The 26,738-nt window shown below is 61.3% G+C and carries 23 protein-coding genes and 1 pseudogene; 17 read left to right on the top strand and 7 right to left on the bottom strand.

The features are described from left to right. Positions 1 to 6 precede the first annotated feature (6 nt). Together LT42_RS11290 and LT42_RS11285 are read left to right on the top strand one after the other, a co-directional pair. A complete protein-coding gene (locus LT42_RS11290; protein WP_052075229.1) occupies positions 7 to 2,217 on the top strand; it encodes a transporter substrate-binding domain-containing protein in 2,211 nt (736 codons plus the stop codon). 151 nt (positions 2,218 to 2,368) lie between these two features. Then, entirely contained in the window at positions 2,369 to 2,665 is a 297-nt protein-coding gene (locus LT42_RS11285) for a DUF3509 domain-containing protein (protein ID WP_037012429.1), read from the top strand. A gap of 193 nt (positions 2,666 to 2,858) precedes the next feature. Here the strand turns inward: LT42_RS11285 and LT42_RS11280 are convergent, their stop codons facing one another. Further along, positions 2,859 to 3,704: a TIGR02285 family protein gene (locus LT42_RS11280; protein ID WP_037013257.1), complete on the bottom strand. Its 846-nt coding sequence runs from the start codon at positions 3,702 to 3,704 to the stop codon at positions 2,859 to 2,861. Positions 3,705 to 4,063: 359 nt separating this feature from the next. Here LT42_RS11280 and LT42_RS11275 point away from each other — a divergent pair, with 359 nt between their 5' ends. The 3 genes from LT42_RS11275 (at position 4,064) to LT42_RS11265 (ending at position 8,119) form a co-directional block, all read left to right on the top strand. After that, entirely contained in the window at positions 4,064 to 4,606 is a 543-nt protein-coding gene (locus LT42_RS11275; protein ID WP_037012427.1) for a YaeQ family protein, read from the top strand. A gap of 59 nt (positions 4,607 to 4,665) precedes the next feature. Continuing rightward, positions 4,666 to 6,381 carry a single-stranded-DNA-specific exonuclease RecJ gene (gene recJ / locus LT42_RS11270; RefSeq protein WP_037012426.1) on the top strand — a complete coding sequence of 572 codons (1,716 nt, stop codon included), beginning with the start codon at positions 4,666 to 4,668 and terminating at the stop codon, positions 6,379 to 6,381. A 631-nt stretch (positions 6,382 to 7,012) separates the two neighbouring features. Beyond that, entirely contained in the window at positions 7,013 to 8,119 is a 1,107-nt protein-coding gene (locus tag LT42_RS11265; RefSeq protein WP_037012424.1) for an NADH:flavin oxidoreductase/NADH oxidase, read from the top strand. Between the two features lie 49 nt (positions 8,120 to 8,168). Here the strand turns inward: LT42_RS11265 and LT42_RS11260 are convergent, their stop codons facing one another. From LT42_RS11260 to ydcS, 6 genes and pseudogenes are all read right to left on the bottom strand, one after another. Beyond that, positions 8,169 to 8,495 (bottom strand): type II toxin-antitoxin system HicB family antitoxin, encoded by a 327-nt coding sequence (locus LT42_RS11260; RefSeq protein ID WP_037012422.1) that lies wholly within the window; start codon positions 8,493 to 8,495, stop codon positions 8,169 to 8,171. Then, positions 8,492 to 8,590: pseudogene (locus LT42_RS26245) on the bottom strand (type II toxin-antitoxin system HicA family toxin); the annotation flags it as partial. The pseudogene LT42_RS26245 and the gene LT42_RS11260, both read right to left, overlap by 4 nt. A gap of 26 nt (positions 8,591 to 8,616) precedes the next feature. Next, positions 8,617 to 9,426, bottom strand: coding sequence for an ABC transporter permease (locus LT42_RS11255; protein WP_037012420.1), 810 nt, complete (start codon positions 9,424 to 9,426; stop codon positions 8,617 to 8,619). Beyond that, a complete protein-coding gene (locus LT42_RS11250; protein ID WP_037012418.1) occupies positions 9,416 to 10,366 on the bottom strand; it encodes an ABC transporter permease in 951 nt (316 codons plus the stop codon). Before LT42_RS11250 ends, LT42_RS11255 begins: the two co-directional genes overlap by 11 nt. Before the next feature lies 1 nt (position 10,367). Then, positions 10,368 to 11,429: an ABC transporter ATP-binding protein gene (locus tag LT42_RS11245; protein ID WP_037012416.1), complete on the bottom strand. Its 1,062-nt coding sequence runs from the start codon at positions 11,427 to 11,429 to the stop codon at positions 10,368 to 10,370. 5 nt (positions 11,430 to 11,434) lie between these two features. Beyond that, on the bottom strand, positions 11,435 to 12,586 hold the full coding sequence (gene ydcS / locus LT42_RS11240) for a putative ABC transporter substrate-binding protein YdcS (protein WP_037012413.1): 1,152 nt from the start codon (positions 12,584 to 12,586) through the stop codon (positions 11,435 to 11,437). Positions 12,587 to 12,838: 252 nt separating this feature from the next. Between ydcS and LT42_RS11235 the strand changes: the two genes are divergently transcribed. The 12 genes from LT42_RS11235 to lysS all read left to right on the top strand — a co-directional run bounded on the left by LT42_RS11235 (position 12,839) and on the right by lysS (position 26,517). Then, entirely contained in the window at positions 12,839 to 13,606 is a 768-nt protein-coding gene (locus LT42_RS11235; RefSeq protein WP_037012411.1) for a tellurite resistance TerB family protein, read from the top strand. Positions 13,607 to 14,050: 444 nt separating this feature from the next. Further along, on the top strand, positions 14,051 to 15,673 hold the full coding sequence (locus tag LT42_RS11225) for a methyl-accepting chemotaxis protein (RefSeq protein ID WP_037012405.1): 1,623 nt from the start codon (positions 14,051 to 14,053) through the stop codon (positions 15,671 to 15,673). Between the two features lie 9 nt (positions 15,674 to 15,682). Next, positions 15,683 to 16,219, top strand: coding sequence for a chemotaxis protein CheW (locus tag LT42_RS11220; RefSeq protein WP_037012403.1), 537 nt, complete (start codon positions 15,683 to 15,685; stop codon positions 16,217 to 16,219). Further along, positions 16,216 to 17,553 carry a CheR family methyltransferase gene (locus LT42_RS11215; RefSeq protein WP_037012401.1) on the top strand — a complete coding sequence of 446 codons (1,338 nt, stop codon included), beginning with the start codon at positions 16,216 to 16,218 and terminating at the stop codon, positions 17,551 to 17,553. Before LT42_RS11220 ends, LT42_RS11215 begins: the two co-directional genes overlap by 4 nt. Next, positions 17,550 to 18,233, top strand: coding sequence for a chemotaxis protein CheW (locus LT42_RS11210; protein ID WP_037012399.1), 684 nt, complete (start codon positions 17,550 to 17,552; stop codon positions 18,231 to 18,233). Before LT42_RS11215 ends, LT42_RS11210 begins: the two co-directional genes overlap by 4 nt. Then, on the top strand, positions 18,230 to 20,578 hold the full coding sequence (locus LT42_RS11205; protein WP_037012396.1) for a hybrid sensor histidine kinase/response regulator: 2,349 nt from the start codon (positions 18,230 to 18,232) through the stop codon (positions 20,576 to 20,578). Before LT42_RS11210 ends, LT42_RS11205 begins: the two co-directional genes overlap by 4 nt. After that, positions 20,575 to 21,585, top strand: a complete 1,011-nt coding sequence (cheB, locus tag LT42_RS11200) for a chemotaxis response regulator protein-glutamate methylesterase (protein ID WP_037012394.1) — start codon at positions 20,575 to 20,577, stop codon at positions 21,583 to 21,585. The genes LT42_RS11205 and cheB overlap by 4 nt, the downstream gene beginning before the upstream one ends. A 45-nt stretch (positions 21,586 to 21,630) precedes the next feature. Then, positions 21,631 to 22,635 (top strand): response regulator, encoded by a 1,005-nt coding sequence (locus LT42_RS11195; protein WP_037012391.1) that lies wholly within the window; start codon positions 21,631 to 21,633, stop codon positions 22,633 to 22,635. A 294-nt stretch (positions 22,636 to 22,929) separates the two neighbouring features. Then, the gene (locus LT42_RS11190) at positions 22,930 to 23,241 is read left to right on the top strand and encodes a hypothetical protein (RefSeq protein WP_037012388.1); all 312 of its coding nucleotides are present in this window, start codon (positions 22,930 to 22,932) and stop codon (positions 23,239 to 23,241) included. An 87-nt stretch (positions 23,242 to 23,328) separates the two neighbouring features. Beyond that, positions 23,329 to 23,667, top strand: a complete 339-nt coding sequence (locus tag LT42_RS11185) for a hypothetical protein (RefSeq protein WP_037012386.1) — start codon at positions 23,329 to 23,331, stop codon at positions 23,665 to 23,667. A 137-nt stretch (positions 23,668 to 23,804) separates the two neighbouring features. Further along, a protein-coding gene (prfB, locus tag LT42_RS25710; protein WP_152597626.1) for a peptide chain release factor 2 occupies positions 23,805 to 24,900 on the top strand; the annotation gives its coding sequence in 2 pieces (ribosomal slippage) (positions 23,805 to 23,876 and positions 23,878 to 24,900; 1,095 coding nt in all). Between the two features lie 114 nt (positions 24,901 to 25,014). Beyond that, positions 25,015 to 26,517, top strand: a complete 1,503-nt coding sequence (gene lysS / locus LT42_RS11170) for a lysine--tRNA ligase (RefSeq protein ID WP_037013255.1) — start codon at positions 25,015 to 25,017, stop codon at positions 26,515 to 26,517. The last annotated feature ends 221 nt before the right edge of the window (positions 26,518 to 26,738 follow it).

Below are 26,738 nucleotides of genomic sequence, written 5' to 3'. Positions count from 1 at the left end.
AAGCCTGTGGTTTTTAACTATTTTTACCTGATGGCACGCAACGGCCATTTTCTGTGTCTGGGATCAGCCCTATGGGTGTCGCTGATTTTTGTCTGCCTGTGGAGCCGGACCGCTGATGCGATTCAGACCGTTCCCTTCGTGCTGGGTGCGTATTCTCCCGATGAACAGCCGCTGGCGCTTGCTGACGCGGACCGCCAGTGGCTTGAGGCACGCAAAGTCCTCAAGGTGGGTATTTCGGTGCTGGATCATGAGCCCGTTGACATCACCACCGACCGCAACCGCTATCAAGGCATCAGTGCCGATTACCTGAGCCTGATGAGCACACGGCTGGCAATACCGGTGCAGGTACGCGGGTTCGCCAAACGCGCACATGCGGTAGACGCGCTGCTTGCCGGGGAAATCGACCTGTTAAGCAGCGCCAGCGGATTCGAGCGAGCCATACCCGGGCTCTCGTTTACGCAGGCCTACCTGCCCGATCGCGCCGTGGTCTTCGGACGGGGCAGTGACCCCGGCTTGCAACCGTCGCTCAAGGGCAAACGGGTGATTCTGCAGGACGGCTACGCTGATCTTGAACAGGTGCAGCAAATCTACCCCTACAGCGAAATCATGCTCGCGCCCACACTGCATAGCGCCATGGAGGCGCTGGCGCAAAATGACGCCGACGCATTCGTCGCCAACGAACTGACGGTGCAGTCCTACAGCCTTTTGCGACCGCATCTCGGTTTGCAAACCAAATTCGACAGTCTGCTGCCGTCCTCGGGCTTTGCCTTTGCCTTTCGTGAGACGGACACCCAAGCGTTGCAGTTGTTTAACCGTGCGCTGGCGGGTCTGGACGATGCCGTACACGCAGAAATCCAGGCGCGCTGGACCCTTGGGCTGGGGGCTGATCTGACGCGGCGACAAGTGAATTTCAGCGCTCCGGAGCGCAAATGGATTCACCAGCATCCCCAGGTCATCGTAGCCTCCACCCAGCACCCTCCCTACATCTATAAGGACGCTCACGGTCGTTGGGTGGGGCTGAATATCGATGTGCTCGCGCGGATTTCGCGCATGACCGGCCTGCAGTTCATACATCAGGAGTCGGCCTCCACCGAAGCATTGCTGAAGACGCTTACAGAGGGTGGCGCGGACATGAACACCACGCTGGCCGAAAACGTCGAGCGCAAGCGACTGCTGAACTTTACCTACGCGTTCGGCGGCAACAATTGGGTTTTTCTGGTACGCGCCGAGCAGGCGACCTCCTTTCAACTGTCGGACATGACCGGCAAGGTCCTGGCGCTGCCCGCACGGCATGCTCTGCTTGCGTTCATCCGGGAGCGCCACCCGCAGATCCAGCTAAAACTTGTGGGGACTTACGAAGATGCCCGTCGACTCGTGGAGGAGGGCGATGCCGATGCCACCATCCAGAACGAGGCCGGTGCATGGTTGTATCCTTCAGCGAACCTCAGAGTCGGGCGCAGCGTGGAGGGCATGTGGTCGCCCGACAGGTTTTCAGTCGTCAAGACCCACCCCCAACTGCTGGGGATACTGAACAAGGCCCTGGAGGAGTTTCCTGTCGGGGAAATGCGCGCGATCCGCCTGAAATGGCTGGGTGCGCCCAATCCCCAAGCCTCGCTGTGGAGGCGTGTACCTGCATGGGTCTACTGGGTGGTCAGTACGTCGCTATTGCTGGGCCTGGTTTCCCTGGCATGGAGCAGCCGTCTCAAATATCAGGCGCATCAGCGCCTGCGGGCGGAGGCGCAGTTGGGCGATCAGTTGGCGTTCCGGCGCACACTGTTCGATGCCATCGCCAATCCGATTCACGTGCACGACCTGCAAGGCCGCCTGGTCGCGTGTAATCGCAGTTATGAAGAGAGCTTCGGCATCAGCTACGAACAGATGCAAGGGCGACGCTTGATCGATGTCGATCTTTTTCCCCGCGACCATGCCGAGCGCATGCACGAAGCTTTCATGACGCTGTTGGACACGCAGACGCCGGTGTTTTCAGAGCGCACTTTGCAGCTGGCTGGGCGACAGGTGGACGTATGGCTGTGGATGGTGCCTTACCACCGCGCCGATGGTCAGCTGCAGGGGCTGCTCGGCGGCTGGATGGACATCGGCGAGCGTAAGCGCCTGGAAGCCGAGCTCAAGGACGCGCGCCATGCTGCCGAGCAGACGGCTTGCCAGCTCAAGCGGCTACTGGCGGAAATGGGACAGGCGCGCACGCCAGACGCATGAGTTCGTCTGTCACATTAGGCAGGCATGCTCGGAAATCAGGTCGCTGCGGTTTGCTTACGCCTGCCGGCGCATCAAGCGCCCAGAACTTTCCGATGCTGCCAATGGTCATTGGTTAGCACCTTTGCATTCAAATTGTTGAGTGGTGATCCGAATGGAAAATATCAGCTTGCTCCTAAGCGAAGCGCTGTCCCCTTATCAGGTGAACATTGGCCCTGCCGGTGCATTGGGCGAGCGTCTGGTGACGCTGAAAAATGCAACCGGTGCCATCGTGATCGAGCGCAATTTTTCCGCTGCTCAGTTGGGTGATAAACGCCAGCTGACCGATGTTGTCGATGGGCTTCACAGAGATTTGATGGTCGTGGAAGGGCGCATCGAACCTTGCGTCATTGCGGCCATGCGCAACCTGTCCCAGTCTGCCGGGTATGCCACCGCTCGACCTTTTGTCTGAGCGGCGCGGAACCTTCTCCATTCGGTAGGCTCCTATCAGTTATGGCAGGCGCAGGCATTGTGCTCCGGTGTTCATGCTGCCTGCCATACGGGTCCAAGATGGACCACGGTTGACCCCGAGCAGTCTCCCCGCTGCTCGGGGTTTCTTTTTGCCCGGGATTTGGCCCTCTGCGCCGCTAGCATCCATGGCCGGTTCAGTTTTGCGGCTCGTCGAAGAATGACTGAGCGTCGTGCAGGTATTCTTCCTTCTTCGCCATCCATTCCGCGTAAAAATCTATCAAACGCGTCACGCGCAGCACGCGCATCTCCCTGTTGATGATTTCCATTGCCGCGCGGCCCTTTTCGGTCTTCGAACAGGCAATGTGAGCAAACTGGTATTTAGGCACGCCTTTGACGGGCAAAAACTCCAGATCCTCAAGAGGAATGCCTCGCGCCTGAGCATGAAAACGGGCTTCCGGCCAATAGCTGATGATGGCTTGAAAACGGTCCAGGCGCTCCATTTCCAGCATGCTGCCCACCGCCGTGTTGCCGTAGTGCAGGATCAGACGTTTGGGACGGGTCGTCTCGCGCAATACCTTGTCGATGACGGAGCCATAGCTGCGCTCTCCGACAATGCCGACATCGACGCTGTCGCTGGCCAGTAATGCACCGAGGTCCAGGCGGCCGTCAGCGTCGATGAAAGGTGCGAACAGCGCTCGCTGATGGCGCTCGATGGTGACGCCGTTGCTGGGGGTGGCATAGGAGGGGATGGAGAAGAGCATGGTTCTGTCGCGCTCCGGCGTCCACAGTAGGGTGGGATCGCAGGCGAACACCGTGGGATCGTTGAGCATCTGGGTTCCACGCGCCCGGTTGACGTGCATGATCTGATGATCGTACTCGGGCATCCTCGCCGTCAGCTCGGGCATGAGCTTGTCGATGGCGCCCTGACCGGCCAATGGGCCGGTAAATATGGTCAGCGGCGGAAAATCGCGCAACAGCCAGATCAGTGTATCGCGGGCGTGCGCCGGGCCGGGGAGCCATGCGAGCAGGGTTGCGATCAGTAAGACACGCACTCGATAACCGCTGACAGGCATGGGAGCGTTGACCATCCGTTGAGGTAAATCCCGAAAAATCCGACCGGCTATCCGTCCGTCGTTACTGCACCTGGCGGGCGCGGAAGTACAGCAGTCATGAACAGCCGCAGATGCGTTGATCCTCATCGACAGTGTCTCGCAGCAGGGTATCGGCGTTGTGCTTCACTTGTTTAACACAGGTCAAGCGGCCTTGAGTAAAGCATCACCCACGCTGTGCGTCAGCTCTCGTTTGCAAGGGCTGCGCGTATCGCTCATCGAGTTCGGTCGTTCAACGAGCCGGCATCGGGTAGACTTGCCGCCTTTCCTGTCTCTCTAGAAGCCCGTTCATGGCCCAGCCGTCCACGACCTACAAGTTCGAACTCAACCTCACCGATCTTGATCGCGGGGTCTACGAAAACGTCAAGCAGACCATCGCCCGTCACCCTTCGGAGACCGAAGAGCGCATGACCGTGCGCCTGCTGGCCTACGCCTTCTGGTACAACGAGCACCTGTCGTTTGGCCGTGGTCTGTCGGACGTCGACGAACCCGCGCTGTGGGAAAAAAGCCTGGACGACCGCGTGCTTCACTGGATCGAGGTTGGCCAACCCGACGCCGATCGTCTGACGTGGTGCTCGCGGCGCACCGAGCGCACCAGTCTGCTGGCGTACGGCAGCCTGCGCGTGTGGGAAGGTAAAGTGGTGCCAGCGATCAAGACATTGAAGAACGTCAATATCGCCTCGGTCCCGCAAGACGCTCTGGAAGTTTTGTCCAAAGACATGCCGCGAGTGATCAAGTGGGACGTGATGATCAGCGAAGGCACGATTTTCGTGACCGATGATCGCGGCCAGCACGAAGTGCAATTGCAGTGGCTGGCGGGCGAGCGAGGCTGATCCAGGCCCCGGCATCGCCATACCGAACAGCCCCAACGAGAAATCCCAGCGGAACCTGAATGCGCATCGAACCACGCGAGTTACCTGACACCCTTCCTTTTCTTGGCGACCTGCCACCCTTGCTCACCCGTTTATATGCTGCGCGCGGCGTAGCGTCGGAGGCGGAGCTCGACAAGGGGCTGGCCCGGTTGATCCCGTATCAACAGCTCAAGGGAATTGATGCGGCGGTCGATTTGCTGGTGACCGCGTTGCAGCAGCGTCAGCGCATCCTCATCGTGGGCGACTTCGACGCTGACGGGGCGACAGCCAGCACGGTCGGTGTATTGGGGCTGCGCCTGCTGGGCGCGGCTCATGTGGAATATCTGGTGCCCAATCGGTTCGAGTTTGGCTACGGTCTGACGCCGGAGATCGTGCAGGTCGCCCTTGAGCGTCAGCCCGATTTGCTGATGACCGTCGACAACGGAATCTCAAGCGTTGAGGGCGTCGCGGCGGCCAAGGCGGCAGGGTTGCAGGTGCTGGTCACTGACCATCACTTGCCTGGCCATGAATTGCCGGCGGCCGACGCTATCGTCAATCCAAACCAGCCCGGCTGCACCTTCCCCAGCAAATCGCTGGCGGGCGTCGGCGTGATTTTCTATGTGTTGATGGCCTTGCGTGCGCGGCTTCGCGACACCGGCTGGTTCGAGGCCAATGGCCGTGCCCAGCCCAATCTGGGCGAGTTGCTGGACCTGGTCGCGCTGGGCAGCGTGGCTGACGTCGTGCCGCTGGACGCCAACAACCGCATCCTCGTGCATCAGGGACTGATGCGCATCCGGGCCGGACGTGCACGCCCCGGGCTGCGCGCCATTCTCGATGTGGCCCGTCGCGAGGCGTCACGCATCACCTCTACTGACCTGGGGTTCATCATCGGCCCGCGCCTGAACGCAGCCGGGCGTCTGGACGACATGAGCCTGGGCATCGAATGCCTGCTGTGCGATGACGAAGCATCGGCCCGGGAGATGGCCGTGCGCCTGGATGAGCTTAATCAGGACCGCAAATCCATCGAGCAGGGCATGCAGCGCGAGGCGCTTGCGCAACTCAAGGACCTGCCACTGGAATCCATGCCGTTCGGGCTGTGCCTGTTCGAGCCGGAGTGGCATCAGGGCGTGATCGGAATTCTGGCATCGCGCATGAAAGAGCGGTACCACCGCCCGACCATCGCGTTCGCCAGTGCGGGCGAAGGGGTGCTCAAAGGTTCGGCGCGCTCGGTGCCGGGGTTTCACATCCGTGACGCACTCGACGCCGTGGCGGCGCAGCATCCCGAACTGATCAGTAAATTTGGTGGCCACGCCATGGCGGCCGGGTTGTCGCTACCGGAAGAAAACTTCCCGGCGTTTGCCCAAGCGTTTGACGATGAGGTGCGCCGCCAGCTCAATGAAGAAGACCTGACCGGCCGGTTATTGTCCGACGGCACTCTGGCGGTGGAGGAGTTTCATCTTGAGCTTGCCCGGGCGCTGCGCAACGCCGGCCCGTGGGGACAGCATTTTCCCGAACCGTTGTTCCATGGTGTGTTCCAGCTGGTCGAGCAGCGTGTCGTCGGCGAGCGCCATTTAAAGATGGTACTCAAGACCGAATGCGGCAGCGTCAAGCTTGAAGGCATCGCGTTCAGCGTGGATCGCGACGTGTGGCCCAATCCAACCGTGCGCTGGGTCGAGCTGGCATACAAACTGGACCTGAACGAGTTTCGCGGCAATGAAACCGTGCAGCTGATGGTGGTGCATCTTTCAGCGCGTTAACCCCTGAAACGGTTCGATGAAACATCTGACGCCTTCCCGGCTAAAGCCGGTCCCACAGGTGAGTGCGGTGCTTTAGTGTGACCGGCTTCAGCCGGGAAGAGGCCCGTTTGAACACTCTCGATTGCGCAGCGTGACATCTGACGCCTTCCCGGCTAAAGCCGGTCCCACAGGTGAGTGCGGTGCTTTGGTGGGAACGGCTTCAGCCGGGAAGAGGCCCGTTTGAACACCCTCAATTGCGCAGCGTGACATCTGACGCCTTCCCGGCTAAAGCCGGTCCCACAGGTGAACGCGGTGCTTTAGTGGGAACGGCTTCAGCCGGGAAGAGGCCCGTTTGAACACCCTCAATTGCGCAGCGTGATACCTGACGCCTTCCCGGCTAAAGCCGGTCCCACAGGTGAATGCGGTGCTTTGGTGGGATCGGCTTCAGCCGGGAAGAGGCCCGTTTGAACACCCTCAATTGCGCAGCGTGACAACTGACGCCTTCCCGGCTGAAGCCGGTCCCACAGGGCAGCGTCGACTCGGCCGGGCTGGCTTCAGCCGGGATGCGAGTGAACCCTCGCTTCTCCCGGGTTGTCGACTAGGCACAAGGTTCGCCAGTTGAGGAACCTGCCACACAACCTGAGAGGTCCCCATGAGCCTGCTGCTTGAACCCTATACCCTTCGCCAACTGACGCTGCGCAACCGCATTGTGGTTTCACCGATGTGTCAGTACTCCTGCGCCGACGGCCTGGCCAATGACTGGCATCTGGTCCATCTGGGCAGCCGCGCGGTCGGCGGTGCCGGGCTGATTTTCACCGAAGCGGCGGCAGTCACCCAGGATGGGCGGATTACCCCGGAAGACCTCGGCCTCTGGAACGACGAGCAAATCGAGCCGCTTCAGCGCATCACTCGGTTCATAAACGCCCAGGGCGCGGTGGCCGGCATTCAGCTGTCCCACGCCGGGCGCAAGGCCAGCACATGGCGTCCGTGGGTGAGCCAGAGCGGCGCCATCCCGGCCGACCAGGGCGGCTGGTCGACCTGGGGCCCCTCGGAGATCGCTTTCGACCCGACCTACACCGTGCCTACGCCGCTGGATGAAGCCCAGATCAAGGACATCATCAAAGCCTTCGTCGATGCTGCCAAACGTGCCTTGACCGCAGGTTTCAAAGTGGTCGAAATCCACGCTGCCCATGGTTATCTGCTGCACCAGTTCCTGTCGCCGCTGAGCAACCAGCGTCAGGATCAATACGGTGGCTCGTTCGAAAATCGCATTCGTCTAACCCTTGAAATCACCAAAGCCGTGCGCGAAGTCTGGCCCGCAGACCTGCCGTTGTTCGTGCGCGTCTCGGCCACAGACTGGGTGGAAGGTGGCTGGAACGCCGATGAAACCGTCGAGTTGGCCAAGCGTTTGAAAGCGCTGGGCGTCGATCTGATGGATGTCTCTTCCGGTGGCTCGGCCCCCAAAGCCGAGATTCCAGTGGGCCCGGGCTATCAGACCGAATTCGCCGGCCGTGTGCGCAAGGAGGCCGATATACCCTCCGGCGCAGTGGGGATGATCACTGAACCCACCCAGGCCGACACCATTCTTCGCACGGGACAGGCCGACCTGATTTTCCTGGCTCGCGAATTGCTCCGCGATCCGTACTGGCCGCTGCGCGCCGATGAGCATCTGGGCGGACGGCAAGCCACATGGCCTGCGCAATACCAGCGCGCAACGCACCGCGACCAGCCGATTCATGAGTCGGATCTGCGCGATTGAGGCGCAATCTCGGGGTACCTGTACAGGCTATTCGTTGACAAATATAGGGTCAGAGGGCCTGCCGTAGCAGGTCACTGACCCATTGGTTGATGCTCTTGTGAGCCAGTTCAGCTTGTGAGGCAACGCTTGCATGCAGCTCAGGCTCCAGCCGTAAGCTCAGTTTCCCGGAATAGGTTTTTTGAGGTTCGCGCCCCAAGCGTTTGCAGACGTCCAGATAATCGTCTACTGCCTCCTCGAACGCTGCGCGAAGCTCCTGTACCGACTGGCCGTGAAAGCCAATCACGTCTTTGATACCCGCAACATGACCCACGAACAGGCCGTCCTCATCGCTGTAATTGATCCGGGCCGAGTAGCCTTTGTAACTCATGATGTTCATGGGGTAACTCCTGCGTGCTCAAGGAATACTCGCGCGTCTCGAACCTGGTAGGGCTTCGCCTCCTTATCCGGATGCGGGCGGTGAAAGGTTGCCACCAGCGTTCTGAAATCATTCGATGCCTTCACTTCCCCCCACTGCCCGCCACACTCTCCCCACCCCGAGTCAGGTAATACGCGCCGAGGATCGGCAGCATCGTCACCATCATCACAAGCATTGCCACGACGTTGGTCACCGGAACGTCCCGTGGGCGGCTGAGCTGGTTGAGCAGCCAGAGCGGCAGGGTGCGCTCGTGGCCGGCGGTGAACGTGGTGACGATGATTTCGTCGAACGACAGGGCGAACGCCAGCATGCCGCCGGCCAGCAGGGCCGAGCTCAGATTGGGCAGGATGATGTAACGAAAGGTCTGCCAGCCATCGGCGCCAAGGTCCATCGACGCTTCGATCAGGCTTTGGGACGTGCGGCGCAGGCGGGCGATGACGTTGTTGTAGACGATCACCACGCAGAAAGTGGCGTGGCCGACGACGATCGTGAACATCCCCGGCTCAATCCCGAGCGCCTTGAATGCTGACAGCAGGGCCAGCCCGGTGATGATGCCGGGCAAGGCGATGGGCAGAATCAGCATCAGCGAAATCCCGTCCTTGCCGAAGAAGTCTCGTCGATAAAGCGCCGCAGAGGCCAGCGTACCGAGCACCAGCGCAATCAACGTGGCCAGACAGGCAATCTGCAACGACAGCTTGATCGATTCGAGCACGTCTGTGCGGGCGAACGCCACGCCGATCCATTTCAGTGTAAAGCCCCTGGGGGGGAAGCTGAACGCAGCGTCCTCGGTGTTAAACGCGTAGAGGAAGATGACCAGGATCGGAAAGTGCAAAAACAACAACCCGCCCCACGCGGCAATCTTCAGACCCCATGATGGTTTTTCAGAGTGCATCGAATGCCCCCAGACGCCTGACGATGGACAGATACACCGCGATCAGCACGATGGGCACCAGTGTGAAGGCGGCCGCCATGGGCAGGTTGCCGATCGCCCCTTGCTGGGCGTAGACCATGCTGCCAATGAAATACCCGGGCGGGCCCACCAGTTGCGGCACGATGAAATCCCCCAGCGTCAGGGAAAACGTGAAGATCGAGCCTGCCGCTATACCCGGCACAGACAGGGGCAAAATCACCTGCATGAACGTCTGCCGGGGTCGAGCACCAAGGTCGGCTGAGGCCTGCAGCAAAGAAGGCGGCAGACGCTCGAGCGACGCCTGTATCGGCAGAATCATGAACGGCAGCCAGATATAGACGAATACCAGAAATCGACCCAGGTGCGAGGTGGACAAGGTGCTTCCGCCAACGCCCGGCACGCTCAGCGTCCACTGCAGCAGCGGCGCCAGGCCCATGTGCTGCACGAACCACTGCGCCACGCCGCCTTTGGCCAGCAACAGCGTCCAGGCATAGGCTTTGACGATGTAACTGGCCCACATCGGCATCATCACGGCAATGTAAAAAAACGCTTTGGTTTTTCCGCTGGTATAGCGCGCCATGTAGTAAGCGATGGGGAAGGCGACCACAGCGCTGGCGATGGAAACCGCAATGGCCATGGTCAGGGTGCGTTGGATGACGTCGAAATTGGCTGGATTAAACAACGCGCCGAAGTTCGTCAGGGTCAGGTCCGGCGTGACCGTCATGCTGAAATCATCGAACGTGTAAAAGCCCTGCCACAGCAGCCCCAGCAGCGAGCCCAGGTAGATTGCGCCAAACCACAGCAGCGGTGGAATCAGCAACAGCGACAGGTATAGATTCGGGCGTCGATACAGCAGGTTGGAAAAAATCCTGACCAGCGATTGCCTGTCTGCGGGTGTCGAGGGAGGAAACGGCTGACCCATCTCAAGGCGCCTCGGGCTTGGCTTCACCGATCGCCGCGCCTGGCTCGTCACGCAGCGCAACCATCGCCTGGCGAGCCCAGCCGACCGTGGCCTTTTGTCCTGGCAGCCAGGGCAGGGCGGTGTCCAGCCATTGGTCGTTGGCCTGGCTGACGCTCAGCGTCTGACCGTTGTCCAGTTTCAGCTCGTAGCGCGTCGAACTGCCTTGATACTGGATGTCATGCAGTATGCCGCTGACCTGAATGTCGGCACCGGCCATGGCGCCGTCGGCGAAACGGATGTGTTCGGGTCGAATCGAGAACGCGCCCGCGCTGCCGCTCAGTGCTTGCGCCAGTTCGCCGCGCACGACGTTGGAGGTGCCGACGAATTCCGCGACGAAGGCAGTGGCCGGTTTCAGGTACAGATTGCGCGGCGTGTCCACCTGCTCGATGCGACCCTTGTTGAATACAGCGACGCGGTCCGACATCGACAGGGCCTCCGTCTGGTCGTGAGTGACGAAGATGAAGGTGATGCCCAGCTGACGCTGCAGTTTTTTCAGCTCGCTTTGCATCTGTTCGCGCAGCTTCAGGTCCAGGGCGCCAAGAGGCTCGTCAAGCAGCAGCACGCGGGGACGATTGACCAGCGCTCGGGCCAGCGCCACTCGCTGGCGCTGTCCGCCCGAGAGCTGCACCGGCTTGCGTGCGCCGTAGCCCTCAAGGGCAACCATGCTCAGCGCTTCGTCGGCGCGCTTGATTCGCTCCGCCTTGCCGACGCCTTTGACTTTCAGTCCATAGGCGACGTTGTCTTGCACGTTCATGTGCGGGAACAGCGCGTAGTCCTGAAACACCGTGTTGACGTCGCGCTGATACGGCGGCAGCCCGGCGGCTTCTTTGCCATGGATGCGGATCGACCCGGCACTGGGTTGTTCGAATCCTGCAATCAGGCGCAGACAGGTGGTTTTGCCTGAGCCTGAGGGACCGAGCATCGAAAAGAATTCGCCGTCCTCGATGTCGATGGAAACGCCGTCAACGGCTGCCGTCTCACCGAACAGCCGCGAGACCTGGAGAAACTGGACTGCGTGGGGCATGGTGGCTACCGCCCGCCCATGATCGCAATGTAATCCTGAGTCCAGCGACTGTAAGGGACGTACTTGCCACCCTCTGACTGCGGGGTCTTCCAGAAGGCGATTTTGTCGAACAGGTCAAAGCCGTTGGTTTCACAGCCTTCGGCGCCCAGCAGTGCGTTGCCCTTGCACGCATCCGGTACCACCGGCAAGGAACCGAACCACGCGGCGACGTCGCCCTGCACCTTCGGTTGCAGCGACCAGTCCATCCACTTATAGGCGCAATTGGGGTGTTGAGCGTCAGCGTGCAACATCGTCGTGTCGGCCCAGCCGGTGGCGCCTTCCTGCGGGATGGTCGAGGCGACAGGCTGCTTGTCGGCCACCAGGCCGTTGACCATGTAGCCCCACGAACTCGACGCCGCCACGCCCTCGTTCTTTACATCGCTCATTTGTACCGTTGCGTCATGCCAGTAGCGGTGCACAAGAGGGTGCTGGAGGCGCAGCAGGTCGAGCACGGCCTGGTACTGGGTTTCGGTGAGCTGGTAGGGGTCCACAATGTTCAGCTCGGGTTTTGCGGTCTTGAGGTACAGCGCGGCGTCGGCGATGTAGATCGGCCCGTCATACGCCTGTATCCGGCCCTTGTTCGGTTTGCCATCCGGCAAGTCCTGCGCTTCGAAGACCACACTCCAGCTGACCGGCGGCGTCTTGAACACCTCGGTGTTGTACATCAATACGTTCGGGCCCCACTGGTACGGAGTGCCATAGGTTTTCTTCTCGACCGTGTACCAGGGGCCGTCTCTCAGCCGAGGGTCGAGGTTTTTCCAGTTCGGGATCAAGGCAGGGTCAATGGGCTGCACGCGCTTGCCGGCGATCAGGCGCAGTGACGCGTCGCCCGATGCCGTGACCAGGTCATATCCGCCCTTGGTCATCAGGCTGACCATTTCATCCGACGTTGCGGCGGTCTTGACGTTGACCTTGCAGCCAGTCTCTTGCTCGAAGCCGGTCACCCAGTCGTAGGCCTTGTCGCTTTCCCCGCGCTCGATGTAGCCGGGCCAGGCCACGATATCCAGTTGCCCCTCGCCATCGCCCACTGCTTTAAGCGCTTCAGCGGCCTGCACCGCGCCGCTGGTCAGTAGAGCGGCAATAGCGGCGCTGAGAATCGCGGTCTTGTACACGGACATGGTTGGCTTGCCTCTTCGTGGTTTTTTGGGCAGTGCTAGATGGTGCAGAGCGTAGTGCCCAGTTGCAGGCATCACAAATGTCCCGCAGCAAATATCGCGCCCGTGGGGCACGTTGGTGGGTGTACGCGATGCTTATGCGCCCTCGCGCCGAGCCGTCATTGCAACATTCAGAAGCAAACCATCCCGCGAGCGCGTGTGCCTTCGTCTTAACCTGCGGGTCGAATCGTCAGTCCCACTTCTGAAGGTGCAGTCATGAACACTCGCGGTCTACTTGATCAATTGTTGAAATCCGGCCAGGACCTGCTGCAAAACAAGGCTGGCGCTCATACCCGCAGCGACAAAAGCGGGCAGGGCGGTCTGGGAGATTTGCTGGGTAAGCTCGGTGGCGGGCTGTCAGGCAAGCATTCAGGCAGTCAATCGGGCGGTCTTGGCGGTCTGCTTTCGGGTGCCGGCGGTGGTGCATTGGCGGCCGGCGCGATGGGCTTGCTGATGGGTAACAAAGGCGCCCGAAAAATGGGCGGCAAAGCGCTGACCTATGGCGGCCTCGCCGCGTTGGGCGTGCTGGCTTACAAGGCCTACGGTAATTGGCAGGCCAGTCAGGGCGTCGCGCAGCCGGTCGAGCCGCAGACAGTGGATCGTGTGCCACCGGCCCAGGTTGAACAACACAGCGAAGCCATTCTGCGGGCTCTGGTGGCAGCGGCCAAAGCCGACGGTCATGTCGATGAGCGTGAACGCGCGCTGATCGAAGGCGAATTCACGCGCATCACCGGTGACAACGAGCTGCAGCAATGGCTGAGCGCTGAACTGAACAAACCGCTGGACCCGATCGACGTCGCCCGAGCGGCGCAGACACCGGAAATTGCCGCCGAGATGTACCTGGCCAGCGTGATGATGGTCGACGAAGAGCATTTTATGGAGCGCGCGTATCTGGACGAGCTCGCCAAGCAGTTGAAGCTCGATCCGGCCTTGAAGACTGAACTTGAACACCAGGTTCGTCAGGCGCAGCCCCCAAGCCTCTAGCCCATGGCGCTGGGCACCCCGCTAAAAATCCCCCGCCACCAGCAGGATCGTCGGGCAGCCTTCTATGCATGACTGAGGTCTGCCCCGACCGTCCCGACTATCCCGATTATCCCGATTATCCCGATTATCCCGATTATCCCGATTATCCCGACTACCCTGCGCCCCGAAAGCCCGCCGTGGGTCCCGGCCGCGTTATCCCGTCTCCGGGCACTGTCCTCACCGACGTCCCTCGCCCACATCCGCATTGCCACCATCAAGCAACTCCAACCACAGCCGATAGTGTGTCAGACACTTCCTTTTTGGCTGTGCGTTATGGCGCTTTCCACGTCGGAAACAGCCCGATCAATAACAGGGCACTAAGCTATACTCCCGCTCGCTTTGGACCGTTCGTCGGTCCGCTTCTTGAACCCGGTCATGCCGGCGTTGAACCCTTGAGGGCTGACTGTGAAGAACTGGACGTTGCGTCAACGAATTTTGGCGAGCTTCGCTGTCATCATCGCCATCATGCTGTTGATGGTGGTCGTGGCGTTCAATCGCCTGCTGGTGATCGAGAACAGCGGCGACGCCGTGCGGCTCGATGCGCTGCCTGGCGTCTTTTACAGCAGCACGGTGCGCAGCGCCTGGGTCGAAAGCTATGTCAGTACCCAGCATTTGCTGGCTGAGGGCGTTGGTCGTGATCTGACCAGCGCCGAAGAAGACCAGTACAAGGAATTCGAAGATCGCCTGCAGGCGCAGATCGTCAACTACCAGAAGAGCATCTTTGACGAGTCGGATCGCACCGATTTCGAGCAGTTTCTGCAATTGCGCGAGCGCTATCAGCTGGTGCTCAACGGCGTGCTCGCGGCCTATCAGGGCGACAACTACGCGCTGGCGCAGCGGATTTTTTCCGAGCAATTGACCCCGATGTGGGCCGAGGGCCGCAAGGTGCTGAATGCACTCGGCGCCAAGAACAAGATGGCTGCCGACAAGGCGTCGGACGCCATACAGACAGCGGTGTCCAGCGCCAAGATTACCCTCGGCATTTCTCTGGTCATTGCCCTACTGGCAGCCGCTGCCTGCGGTGGTTTGTTGATGCGTGCGATTCTCGCGCCAATGGACCGCATCGTGAAAATCCTCGACACCATGCGCACCGGCGACTTGAGTACCCGGCTGGCGCTGGACCGCAACGATGAGTTCGGCACCGTGCAGACCGGCTTCAACGACATGGTGGCCGAGCTCGCCGCGCTGGTGTCCCAGGCGCAGCGCTCTTCGGTTCAGGTGACCACCTCGGTCACCGAGATCGCCGCCACGTCCAAGCAGCAACAGGCCACCGCCACCGAGACGGCGGCGACCACCACGGAAATTGGCGCGACCTCACGTGAAATCGCCGCGACGTCCCGGGATCTGGTGCGCACGATGACCGAAGTGACATCGGCGGCGGACCAGGCTTCGGTTCTGGCCGGCTCCGGTCAGCAAGGCCTGGCGCGCATGGAGGAAACCATGCACTCGGTCATGGGCGCGGCCGATCTGGTCAATTCCAAGCTGGCGATCCTCAACGAGAAGGCCGGCAACATCAATCAAGTGGTCGTGACCATCGTCAAAGTCGCTGACCAAACCAACCTGTTGTCGCTCAATGCCGCCATCGAGGCCGAAAAGGCCGGCGAGTACGGCCGAGGCTTTGCTGTGGTCGCGACCGAGGTTCGGCGTCTGGCAGACCAGACCGCCGTGGCCACCTATGACATCGAGCAAATGGTCCGCGAGATCCAGTCGGCGGTGTCGGCCGGGGTCATGGGCATGGACAAGTTTTCCGAGGAAGTGCGCCGCGGCATGTATGAAGTGACCCAGGTCGGCGAGCAGCTTTCGCAGATCATCCATCAGGTGCAGGCGCTCGCGCCGCGGGTGTTGATGGTCAACGAGGGCATGCAGGCCCAGGCCACCGGCGCTGAGCAGATCAATCAGGCGCTGGTGCAGTTGGGTGATGCCAGCAGTCAGACCGTTGAATCCCTGCGCCAGGCCAGTTTCGCCATCGACGAGCTGAGTCAGGTGGCAGTCGGCCTGCGCAGCGGCGTTTCGCGATTCAAAGTCTGAGTCAGGCCCATGATTGAGCACTCAGCCAGGCGCAGCGCCGCCATATTGCCGAAGAACAAGCTGTTTCTGCTGTTCCGGATCGGCGCCGAGCGGTATGCGCTGGAAGCGACAGAAGTCGCCGAGGTGCTGCCGCGCCTGGTGCTTAAGCCTATCGCGCAGGCGCCGCAGTGGGTTGCCGGGGTGTTTGCGCACCGCGGCACCATTGTGCCGGTCATCGACCTCAGTGCGCTGACGTTTGGCCATTCTGCGCAGGCGCGCACCAGTACACGGCTGGTGCTGGTCCACTATCGTCTCGGCGGTGATCGTCCCGTGCAGTGGCTGGGTCTGATCCTTGAACAGGCGACCGACACGTTGCGTTGCTCGCCCCACGAGTTCAAGGCATACGGGCTGGATAACCCGCAGGCGCCGTATCTGGGGCCGGTGCGTGAGGATGAACACGGCCTGCTGCAGTGGATCCGCGTGCAGGACTTGCTCAGCGACGCCGTGCGCGAATTGCTGTTTCCCGAACGCCCCATCTGCCTTGGCCCGATCGAGGCGATGCCATGAGCAGCGACGCGCGCTTTTTTGCTTTTCTCAAGGACCGCATGGGGCTGGACGTTGCGTCGGTGGGCGAGGCGATTGTCGAGCGCGCGGTGCGCCAGCGCTGCACGTTGTCAAAAGCGCGGGACGCTGACGACTATTGGCAGACGCTGCTGACGTCGGCCGAAGAGCAGCAGGCGCTGATTGAAGCGGTGATCGTCCCCGAGACCTGGTTCTTCCGGTACCCGGAATCCTTCGCGACACTGGGCAAGCTCGCCAACGCGCGGCTGGCTCAGCTCAAGGGTGTTCGCCCTCTGCGCATCCTCAGCTTGCCGTGTTCCACCGGTGAGGAGCCGTATTCGATCGCCATGGCGTTGTTTGATGCCGGTTTGCGCGCGCCGCAATTCAGTGTGGAGGCCGTGGATATCAGCCCGTTGTCCATCCAGCGCGCACTCAACGGCGTGTATGGCAAAAACTCGTTTCGTGGCGATCAGCTGGGCTTTCGTGAGCGCTACTTCAGTGCGGCCGATGACGGCTACCGCCTGCAAGACCGGGTGCGTGAACAGGTCCGCTTCCAGTCCGGCAATCTGCTCGACCCGACCTTGGCCGTGGCCCAGTCGGCGTACGACTTCGTGTTCTGCCGCAACTTGCTGATCTACTTTGACCTCGAGACTCAGCGCCAGGGTTTCGAGGTGCTCAAAAAAATGACACGCGACGACGGCGTCCTGTTTATCGGCCCCGCCGAAGGTAGCCTGCTTGGGCGCATGGGCATGGTGTCGATCGGCATCGCCCAGTCCTTTGCTTTCCGTCGGCGCGACGTAGCGGCCGACCCCTACCTATTTACGCCTGCTCCACCCGTGTCGCCGCAGCGCAGCGACTCGCCAATGCGTGGCGCTGCGTCGGGCTCTCACTACCGCGCTGCGCCTGCGCAACCCTTTGCGCCGAGATCCTTGACTGTCCCTGCTCGCATGGAGGACCGCAGGGCCGCGCTGAAGCCCTCCGCCGGAGCGGTTCTCCCGCCGAATGCCAGTAACACCGAAGCTGCGGAGCTGATACGCCGTATCGCGGCCCTTGCCAACGAAGGCCGCAGCAGCGAGGCCAAAGCAGCCTGCGAGCAGTACCTCAAGCGCCACGACCCCGTTGCGCCGGTGTTTTACTGGCTGGGTCTGCTCAGTGAAGTGGCGGGTGATACCGGCGCGGCGCTAGGGTTTTATCGCAAGGCGCTCTACCTGGAACCGCAGCACCCGGAAACCCTGGCGCAGATGTCGGCATTGCTCGCCGCCCAGGGTGACAGCGCCGGGGCCCAACGCCTGCAGGCGCGCGCGGCACGGGGTGTCGGCAAAGAGGGACGCAACCCATGACTCAGCCGCACACAGAGCTGGTCAGCAGCAGCGCCGAGGCCATCGACGACTGCTGGAACCGCATCGGTATTCACGGGGACCGCTCCTGCCCGCTGCTTGTCGAGCATATCCATTGCCGCAATTGCTCCGTCTATTCAGCGGCGGCAACGCGGCTGCTTGACCGCTATTCCCTGGCGCAAGAGCACCGCGTCTCGGTCCACAGCGAAGCGCTGATCATCGATGTCGAAACCCGCTCCACGGTGGTGTTTCGTCTGGGTGAGGAGTGGCTCGGCCTGCCAACCCGCTGCCTGGTGGAGGTCTCGCCCGTGCAAGCCATTCACTCGCTTCCGCACCAGCGTTCGCGCGCCTTGCTGGGCGTCGCCAATGTGCGTGGCGCCCTGGTGGCGTGCCTGTCGTTCGTCGAACTGCTGGGGCTCGACCCTTCCGTGGTTCCCGCTGGCGATTCGCGAACGCTGCCGCGCATGTTGATCGTCTTGGCTGACGGCGGCCCGGTCGTGGTGCCGGTCGATGAGGTCGACGGCATTCACGCGATCGAGGCGCGCCTGCTGGACAGCGCCTCGGCGCCCGCGCAAAACAGCAATGCGCGCTTCACCCGCGGAGTCGTGCAATGGAAAAGCCGCAGCTTGCGCCTGCTCGATGAAGACCAGCTGTTGTCGGCGGTTAACCGGAGCCTGACATGACGCCCGATCAGATGCGCGACGCGTCGTTGTTCGAACTCTTTACTCTGGAAGCGGAAGCCCAGACTCAGGTGCTCAGCACCGGCCTGCTGGCGCTGGAGCGCAACCCGACCCAGGCCGATCAGTTGGAGGCGTGCATGCGCGCCGCCCATTCGCTCAAGGGAGCGGCGCGTATTGTCGGGGTCGACGCGGGTGTCAGCGTTTCCCACGTCATGGAGGATTGTCTGGTTGGTGCGCAAGAAGGGCGGCTGCTCCTGTTGCCCGAGCACATCGACGCGTTGCTGATGGGCACTGACTTGTTGATGCGCATCGCCACGCCAGCGGCCAACGTCCCTCAGGCGGACATCGACGGCTATGTGGCGCTGATGAATAACATGGTCAGCGCCGACACCGCTTCCAAAACCGTGCTCCTGCCGCCTGCGTCGCCATCGCTGGAAGACATCCTGCTGGCCAATGCGCAATCGCTGGTCACCTCGCTGCAGTCTGCCCAGGATTTGGCCGCCGAAGAGCAGGCCATCGTCATCGCCAGCCACGTCGCCGAGGCTGTGGCCGACCCCGGTCTCAAACTGGACAAGCCGGGCGAGCGACGCGTGGCAGAGACCGGCGAACGGGTCCTGCGCGTCACTGCGGAACGCTTGAACAACCTGCTCGACCTGTCGAGCAAGTCGCTGGTCGAAACTCAGCGCCTGAAGCCTTATCTGACGGCGATGCAGCGGGTCAAACGCACGCAGACCGGCGCCACCCGCGCGCTGGACAGCCTCGAAGCGCTGCTTGGCGCCCATGCCGATCCCGACGCGCAAAAAGCCCTCGATGAAGCACGGCGTTTGCTGGGGGAAGCGCAGCATTTGCTGATCCAACAGACGGCCGACCTCGACGAGTTCGGGTGGCAAGCCTCGCAACGCGCGCAACTGCTTTATGACACCGCACTGGCCTGCCGCATGCGGCCGTTTGCTGACGTGCTGGCGGGGCAGGCGCGCATGGTGCGGGACCTGGGCCGCTCGCTGGGCAAGCAAGTCCGTCTGGAAATCGAGGGTGAGAAAACTCAAGTCGATCGCGACGTGCTGGAAAAGCTCGAAGCGCCGCTGACTCACCTGTTGCGCAATGCTGTCGACCACGGCATCGAATTGCCTGCCCAACGCATGGCGTGCGGCAAGCCTGCCGAAGGGTTGATTCGGCTCAAGGCTTCGCATCAGGCGGGTCTGTTGGTGGTCGAGCTGATTGACGACGGCGCGGGTGTGGACCTGGAACGCCTGCGCCAGAACATCATCCAGCGCAAGCTGTCGCCAGCCGAAACCGCGGCACAGTTGAGCGAAGAGGAACTGCTGAGCTTTCTCTTCCTTCCCGGTTTCAGCATGCGCGACCAGGTCACCGAGGTGTCCGGTCGAGGCGTCGGGCTCGACGCCGTCCAGCACATGGTCCGGCAGCTGCGCGGCGGTGTTGAACTGGATCAACGGGCCGGGCAGGGTAGCCGTTTTCACCTGGAAGTGCCGCTGACGCTCTCAGTGGTGCGCAGCCTGGTCGTAGAAGTCGGCGGCGAGGCGTATGCCTTTCCGCTGGCACACATCGAGCGCATGCGGGATGTGCGCGCCGATGAAATCGTGCAACTGGAAGGACGACAGCATTTCTGGCACGAGGACCGCCACGTCGGTCTGGTTGCCGCCAGCCAGTTGCTCAACCGTCCGGCCAGCCAGCACAGCGAAGACGTGCTCAAGGTGGTGGTCATCCGCGAGCGCGAAGCGGTATATGGCGTCGCCGTTGAACGCTTTATCGGCGAGCGCACCCTCGTTGTCCTGCCCCTCGATCCACGGTTGGGCAAGGTTCAGGACATCTCCGCTGGCGCATTGCTCGACGATGGCTCGGCGGTGCTGATCATCGATGTCGAAGACATGCTGCGGTCGGTGGAGAAGCTGCTCAACACCGGCCGCCTCGAACGCATTGATCGGCGCAATCGTCAGGCGGATACTCGTGCGCGCAAACGGGTGCTGGTGGTCGACGACTCGCTGACCGTTCGCGAGCTGGAGCGTAAATTGCTGGCCAGCCGTGGCTATGAAGTCGCTGTGGCCGTCGATGGCATGGACGGCTGGAATGCCCTGCGTGGCGAGGATTTCGACTTGCTTATCACCGACATCGACATGCCGCGCATGGACGGCATCGAGTTGGTGACGCTGGTGCGTCGCGACAGCCGTCTGCAATCGCTGCCGGTGATGGTGGTGTCGTACAAGGACCGTGAGCAAGACCGCCGACGCGGCCTGGACGCCGGCGCCGATTACTACCTGGCCAAGGCCAGTTTTCATGACGACGCGCTGCTCGATGCAGTCGTGGAGTTGATAGGAGATGCGCAGGGATGAAGATCGCCATCGTCAACGACATGCCCATGGCCGTAGAAGCATTGCGCCGTGCGCTGGCTTTCGAGCCGGCGCACCAGATAGCGTGGGTCGCGGGCAACGGCGCCGAGGCGGTCGAGCGCTGCGCCGAGTTGACGCCCGATCTGATATTGATGGACCTGATCATGCCGGTGATGGACGGCGTGGAGGCGACTCGACGTATCATGGCGGCGACGCCGTGTGCGATCGTCATCGTTACCGTGGACCGCGAGCAAAATGTCCACCGTGTGTTCGAGGCCATGGGCCACGGCGCGCTGGATGTGGTCGACACGCCCGCCCTGGGTGCTGGCAATCCCAAGGATGCAGCCGCACCTTTGTTGCGCAAGATTCTTAATATAGGCTGGCTCATTGGCGAGCGAGACACGCGGGCTCGCCCGGCGCCGCCACCGGTGCGCGATTCGGCGCAGCGTCAACGGTTGATCGCTATCGGCTCATCGGCTGGCGGGCCGGCGGCGCTGGAAATACTGCTCAAGGCGCTGCCGAAGGGTTTTCCGGCCGCGATCGTGCTGGTGCAGCACGTGGACCAGGTATTCGCCGAGGGGATGGCGCAATGGCTGACAAGTTCTTCGGGGCTTGAGGTCAGGCTGGCGCGCGACGGCGAGCCCCCCCAAGCGGGGACGGTGCTCCTGGCGGGCACCAACCACCATATTCGTCTGCTCAAGAACGGCACGCTGGCGTACACCGCAGAGCCGGTTAACGAAATTTACAGGCCCTCCATCGACGTGTTTTTCGAAAGTGTGGCCCGCTATTGGAATGGTGACGCAGTGGGTGTTTTGTTGACCGGCATGGGCCGAGATGGCGCGCAGGGACTCAAGCTGATGCGTCAGCGGGGGTTTCTGACCATCGCCCAGAATCAGGAAAGTTGTGCGGTGTACGGCATGCCCAAAGCGGCGGCCGCCATCGACGCTGCCATGGAAATTCGCTCACTGGACTCGATCGCACCTCGCTTGAAAGAGGTATTCACCCAATGAATTTCCAGGTGACTTCACAGCCCGCCTGTGACCAGGAGACCCTGCATGCATGATTTGCAACTGGACGATCTGAACGCCACGGATGAAAACGCTGCCATGGTGTTGCTCGTCGACGATCAGGCCATGATCGGCGAGGCTGTCCGGCGCGGGCTGGCGCATCAGGAAAACATCGACTTTCATTTTTGCGCAGACCCGCATCAGGCGATTGCCCAGGCGATCCTCATCAAGCCGACAGTGATCCTTCAGGACCTGGTCATGCCCGGTCTGGATGGTTTGACCCTGGTGCGCGAGTACCGCGCCAATCCCAAGACCCGTGACATCCCGATCATCGTGCTCTCGACCAAGGAAGATCCCCTGATCAAGAGCGCCGCTTTTGCGGCCGGCGCCAATGACTATCTGGTCAAGCTGCCCGACAACATCGAGCTGGTGGCGCGCATCCGTTATCATTCGCGCTCCTACATGACCCTGCTGCAGCGCGATGAGGCCTACCGTGCATTGCGCGTCAGCCAGCAGCAGCTGCTGGACACCAACCTGGTGTTGCAGCGCCTGATGAATTCCGACGGCCTGACCGGGCTGTCCAACCGCCGACACTTCGACGAATACCTGGAACTTGAGTGGCGCCGCTCCATTCGCGAACAGACGCAGCTGTCGCTGTTGATGATCGACGTGGATTACTTCAAGGCCTACAACGATGCGTTTGGGCATCTCGAAGGGGATGAAGCGCTGCGTCAGGTCGCCAAGGCCATCCGCGCCAACTCCAGCCGTCCGTCCGACCTCCCGGCCCGTTATGGCGGCGAAGAATTTGCCCTCGTGCTGCCCAATACTTCGCCAGGCGGGGCACGTCTGCTGGCAGAAAAACTGCGCCAATCCATCGCCAGCATGAACATCCCCCACATCGCCCCCAGCCAGGGCTCCAGCCTGACGGTCAGCATTGGCTTGGCAACCGTTGTGCCGCAGGTGGGCAGCCACAGCAGGCAGTTGATTCAGAGCGCGGATCAAGGGCTGTATGCGGCCAAGCACAATGGACGCAATCAGGTGGCGGTGGGGTAGTCCGGCGCAAGCGGTGTTTTCTCGCCGGCTGCGCCTGGCAAGGTTCGAGGATAGGTTGACGATGATAGACCGGGCCTGATTGCCTTTACCTGCACTCATCCCTCCGAGGTCCAGCGGACAACGGCCGACTGTCACATGTGACAGGTTCCCCGCCGCGCACTCGCGCGCATACTCCTCCAACCACAATCCGCGAACATCAGGCGCTCGCCTGACCAGGACAGTGGTTTTGGCTGACGGCTTTCCGCGCAATGGATGGCGTCCAGCAGCCCACCTATACATGGAAGGAATCAGGAAATGGCTCAGAAACCTGGCATCACCCGAGTCACTGAAGGCGATTCGGAAACCGAGATACCGAACGGCGATAGCACTAAAAAGCATGTCATAAAGTTGAGTGGCATCGGTGACCCGAAAAGGTATTTTTTGATGAGTAAAGGAGCGGACGGTAAGGTCTCTTCGGTACCGTTCGGGCCACCAGCAAATTCCACTGGCGGTACCTGGAACGCGCCCACCAATCTGGGTTCACCGGGCAAGTATGAGTTTTATCTGATCGACACTGACGACAACGATGAACCAGTCGGGACCTCGTTCAAGGTGACCCGAAAGTAGTTCTCCTGCGGTGGTGCAGGGTGGCTGGAGCCAGCCACTCTGCACGCTGCCGCTTCTGCAGTTTCGCGCTTGTGAAAGGAACTCAAGATGGACGAAATGGAGATGAAGCCCAGCATTGACTGTGTTACCGGTGAAGAGAGAGAACCAGTTCCCGATGGAGGGACGACCTCGTCTCCGGTGTTGGAATGGTCTGGCAATGGTCTGGCGAGGGACTACTGCCTGGCCGTGGTATTCGAGGGGTTTGTTTTTGGACAGGCGCTGTCCCTCGGCGAAGGAGTTGATCAGTGGGAAACGTCAACATTATTGTTTAACGCAGGGACCTATAAGTTCTTCCTGTATGAACCTGATGAACTCGGCTCCCCTCCTGTTCCAGCGTCCAATACTTTTACCCTGACGTTCGCTCCCTGGATTTCGAGAGGTCAGTGAATACGGCGCAGCGCTCCTTTGCGGGGCGCTTCTCCCTCCCGCGCCGTTTGCTGACCCTGCCCAACGGACTGCCATCGCAGGTGTGGCTGCGCTATACTCGCCGGCTTTGTGAAAATCGCCTGCGAGTGCTGCCTACCATGGAAATCAACCCGATCCTAAACAGCATCAAGGACCTCTCCGAGCGCTCCGAAACCATTCGGGGGTATCTTTGACTACGATCAAAAGCATGATCGTCTGACCGAAGTTAACCGCGAGCTCGAAGATCCAAACGTCTGGAACAACCCGTCTTACGCCCAGGAGCTGGGCCGCGAGCGTTCGCTGCTGGCGCAGATCGTCGACACCCTCGACGAAATGAGCTCCGGTCTGGCAGACGCCAAAGACCTGCTGCTCATGTCCGCCGAAGAAGAAGACCAGGCCGCTGTCGACGACGTGGCCGCTGAAGTCGAGCGTCTGCGCGAGTCGCTGGAGAAGCTGGAATTCCGCCGCATGTTCAGCGGCGAAATGGACCAGAACAACGCCTACCTTGACATCCAGGCCGGCTCCGGCGGTACCGAAGCCCAGGACTGGGCGAACATCCTGCTGCGCATGTACCTGCGCTGGGCTGACAAGCGTGGCTTCGACGCCACCATCATGGAACTGTCGGCCGGTGAAGTCGCCGGTATCAAGGGTGCCACGGTCCACATCAAGGGCGAATACGCGTTCGGCTGGCTGCGCACCGAAATCGGCGTTCACCGTCTGGTCCGCAAGAGCCCGTTCGACTCCGGCAACCGTCGCCACACCTCGTTCTCGGCCGTGTTCGTGTCGCCGGAAATCGATGACAACATCGAAATCGACATCAACCCGTCGGACCTGCGCATCGACACCTACCGCTCCTCGGGCGCCGGTGGTCAGCACGTTAACACCACCGACTCGGCGGTCCGGATCACCCACGTTCCGACCAACACCGTGGTCAGTTGCCAAAACGAGCGCTCCCAGCACGCCAACAAAGACACCGCGATGAAGATGTTGCGGGCGCGCTTGTACGAGCAGGAAGTGCAGAAGCGCAACGCGGCTTCGCAAGCGCTGGAAGACACCAAGTCGGACATCGGCTGGGGTCACCAGATCCGTTCGTACGTGCTTGATGCTTCGCGTATCAAGGACCTGCGCACCAGCGTCGAACGCAGCGATTGCGACAAGGTGCTCGATGGTGACATCGACGAATACCTGATCGCGAGCCTTAAACAGGGCCTGTAATCGCCACACCACTGTTGCGGGTCGGGCGCGTCCTCACGACGTCGCCGCCCGCGATCCTTCGTCGCGCTTCCCGGCCAGACGAAGGGCCACGAACCTGTGATGGATAATCAAGACATGAGCGACCAACAACTCGACCCGCAAGCCCAGCAACAGGAAGAAAACAGCCTGATCGCCCTGCGCAAGGAAAAGCTTGCGGCCGAGCGCGCCAAAGGCAATGCCTTCCCGAACGACTTCCGTCGCGAAAACTACTGCAACGACCTGCAGCAACAATACGCGGACAAAACCAGGGAAGAGCTGGCTGAAGCGGCGATTCCGGTTAAGGTTGCCGGGCGCATCATGCTCAACCGTGGCTCGTTCATGGTGATTCAGGACATGACCGGACGCATCCAGGTCTACGTCAACCGCAAGACGCTTCCGGAAGAAACCCTGGCCTCGGTCAAAACCTGGGACATGGGCGATATTATTGCCGCCGAAGGCACCCTGGCCCGTTCCGGCAAGGGCGACCTTTATGTCGAAATGACCAGCGTGCGCCTGCTGACCAAATCCCTGCGTCCGTTGCCGGACAAGCATCACGGCCTGGTCGATACCGAGCAGCGTTATCGCCAGCGTTACGTCGACTTGATCGTCAACGAAGATGTGCGCGAAACCTTCCGCGTTCGCTCGAAAGTCATTGCCCACATCCGCAGCTTCCTGATGAAGCGCGACTTCCTCGAAGTCGAAACGCCGATGTTGCAGACCATTCCCGGCGGCGCTGCAGCCAAGCCGTTCGAGACGCACCACAACGCGCTGGACCTGGAAATGTTCCTGCGCATCGCGCCTGAGCTGTACCTCAAGCGTCTGGTGGTAGGCGGTTTCGAAAAAGTGTTCGAGATCAACCGCAACTTCCGTAACGAAGGCGTCTCGACCCGGCACAACCCCGAGTTCACCATGCTCGAGTTCTACCAGGCCTATGCCGATTACGAAGACAACATGGACCTGACCGAGGAGCTGTTCCGCGAGCTGGCGCAGTTGGTGCTCGGCAGCACCGACGTTCCATACGGCGACAAGGTCTTCCACTTCGGCGAACCGTTCGTTCGTCTGTCGGTGTTCGACTCTATCCTCAAGTACAACCCTGAGCTGACCGCCGATGACCTGAACGACATCGACAAGGCGCGTGCCATCGCCAAGAAAGCCGGCGCCAAGGTGCTGGGCTTCGAAGGTCTGGGCAAGCTGCAAGTGATGATTTTCGAGGAGTTGGTCGAGCACAAGCTGGAGCAGCCACACTTCATCACTCAGTACCCGTTCGAAGTCTCGCCGCTGGCCCGTCGCAACGATGAAAACCCGAACGTCACTGACCGCTTCGAGTTGTTCATTGGTGGTCGCGAGATCGCCAACGCCTATTCCGAGCTCAATGACGCGGAAGATCAGGCCGAGCGCTTCATGGCGCAGGTGGCCGACAAGGACGCCGGCGACGACGAAGCCATGCACTACGACGCCGACTTCGTTCGCGCGCTGGAGTACGGCATGCCGCCGACAGCGGGCGAGGGTATCGGCATCGACCGTCTGGTCATGTTGCTGACCAACTCGCCGTCCATACGCGATGTCATCCTGTTCCCGCACATGCGGCCGCAAGCCTAAGCGTTAAAACAAGCCGCCTGTGCAGGGCGGCTTTTTTTTGCCTGATCAGATACAGAAGGCAGGCCCGCCGCAAAGAATGTGGCGAGTAAGCGCGTTCCTGCATCAGATCAGAAGCGTTGCGATCAGGCGCTCGCACCGCCAATCAACAGCTTCGCGGGCACGCGCGCTCCTACAGGGGATCACCCGCATTGCGGGAATCGCGCCGCACGCGATTGAGTATG

Origin of the sequence: Pseudomonas lutea (assembly GCF_000759445.1) — a bacterium.
In the GTDB taxonomy this organism is placed as follows: domain Bacteria; phylum Pseudomonadota; class Gammaproteobacteria; order Pseudomonadales; family Pseudomonadaceae; genus Aquipseudomonas; species Aquipseudomonas lutea.
The sequence above is the reverse complement of the archived record's forward strand: the minus strand, read 5'-3'. Positions and strand labels throughout refer to the sequence as shown.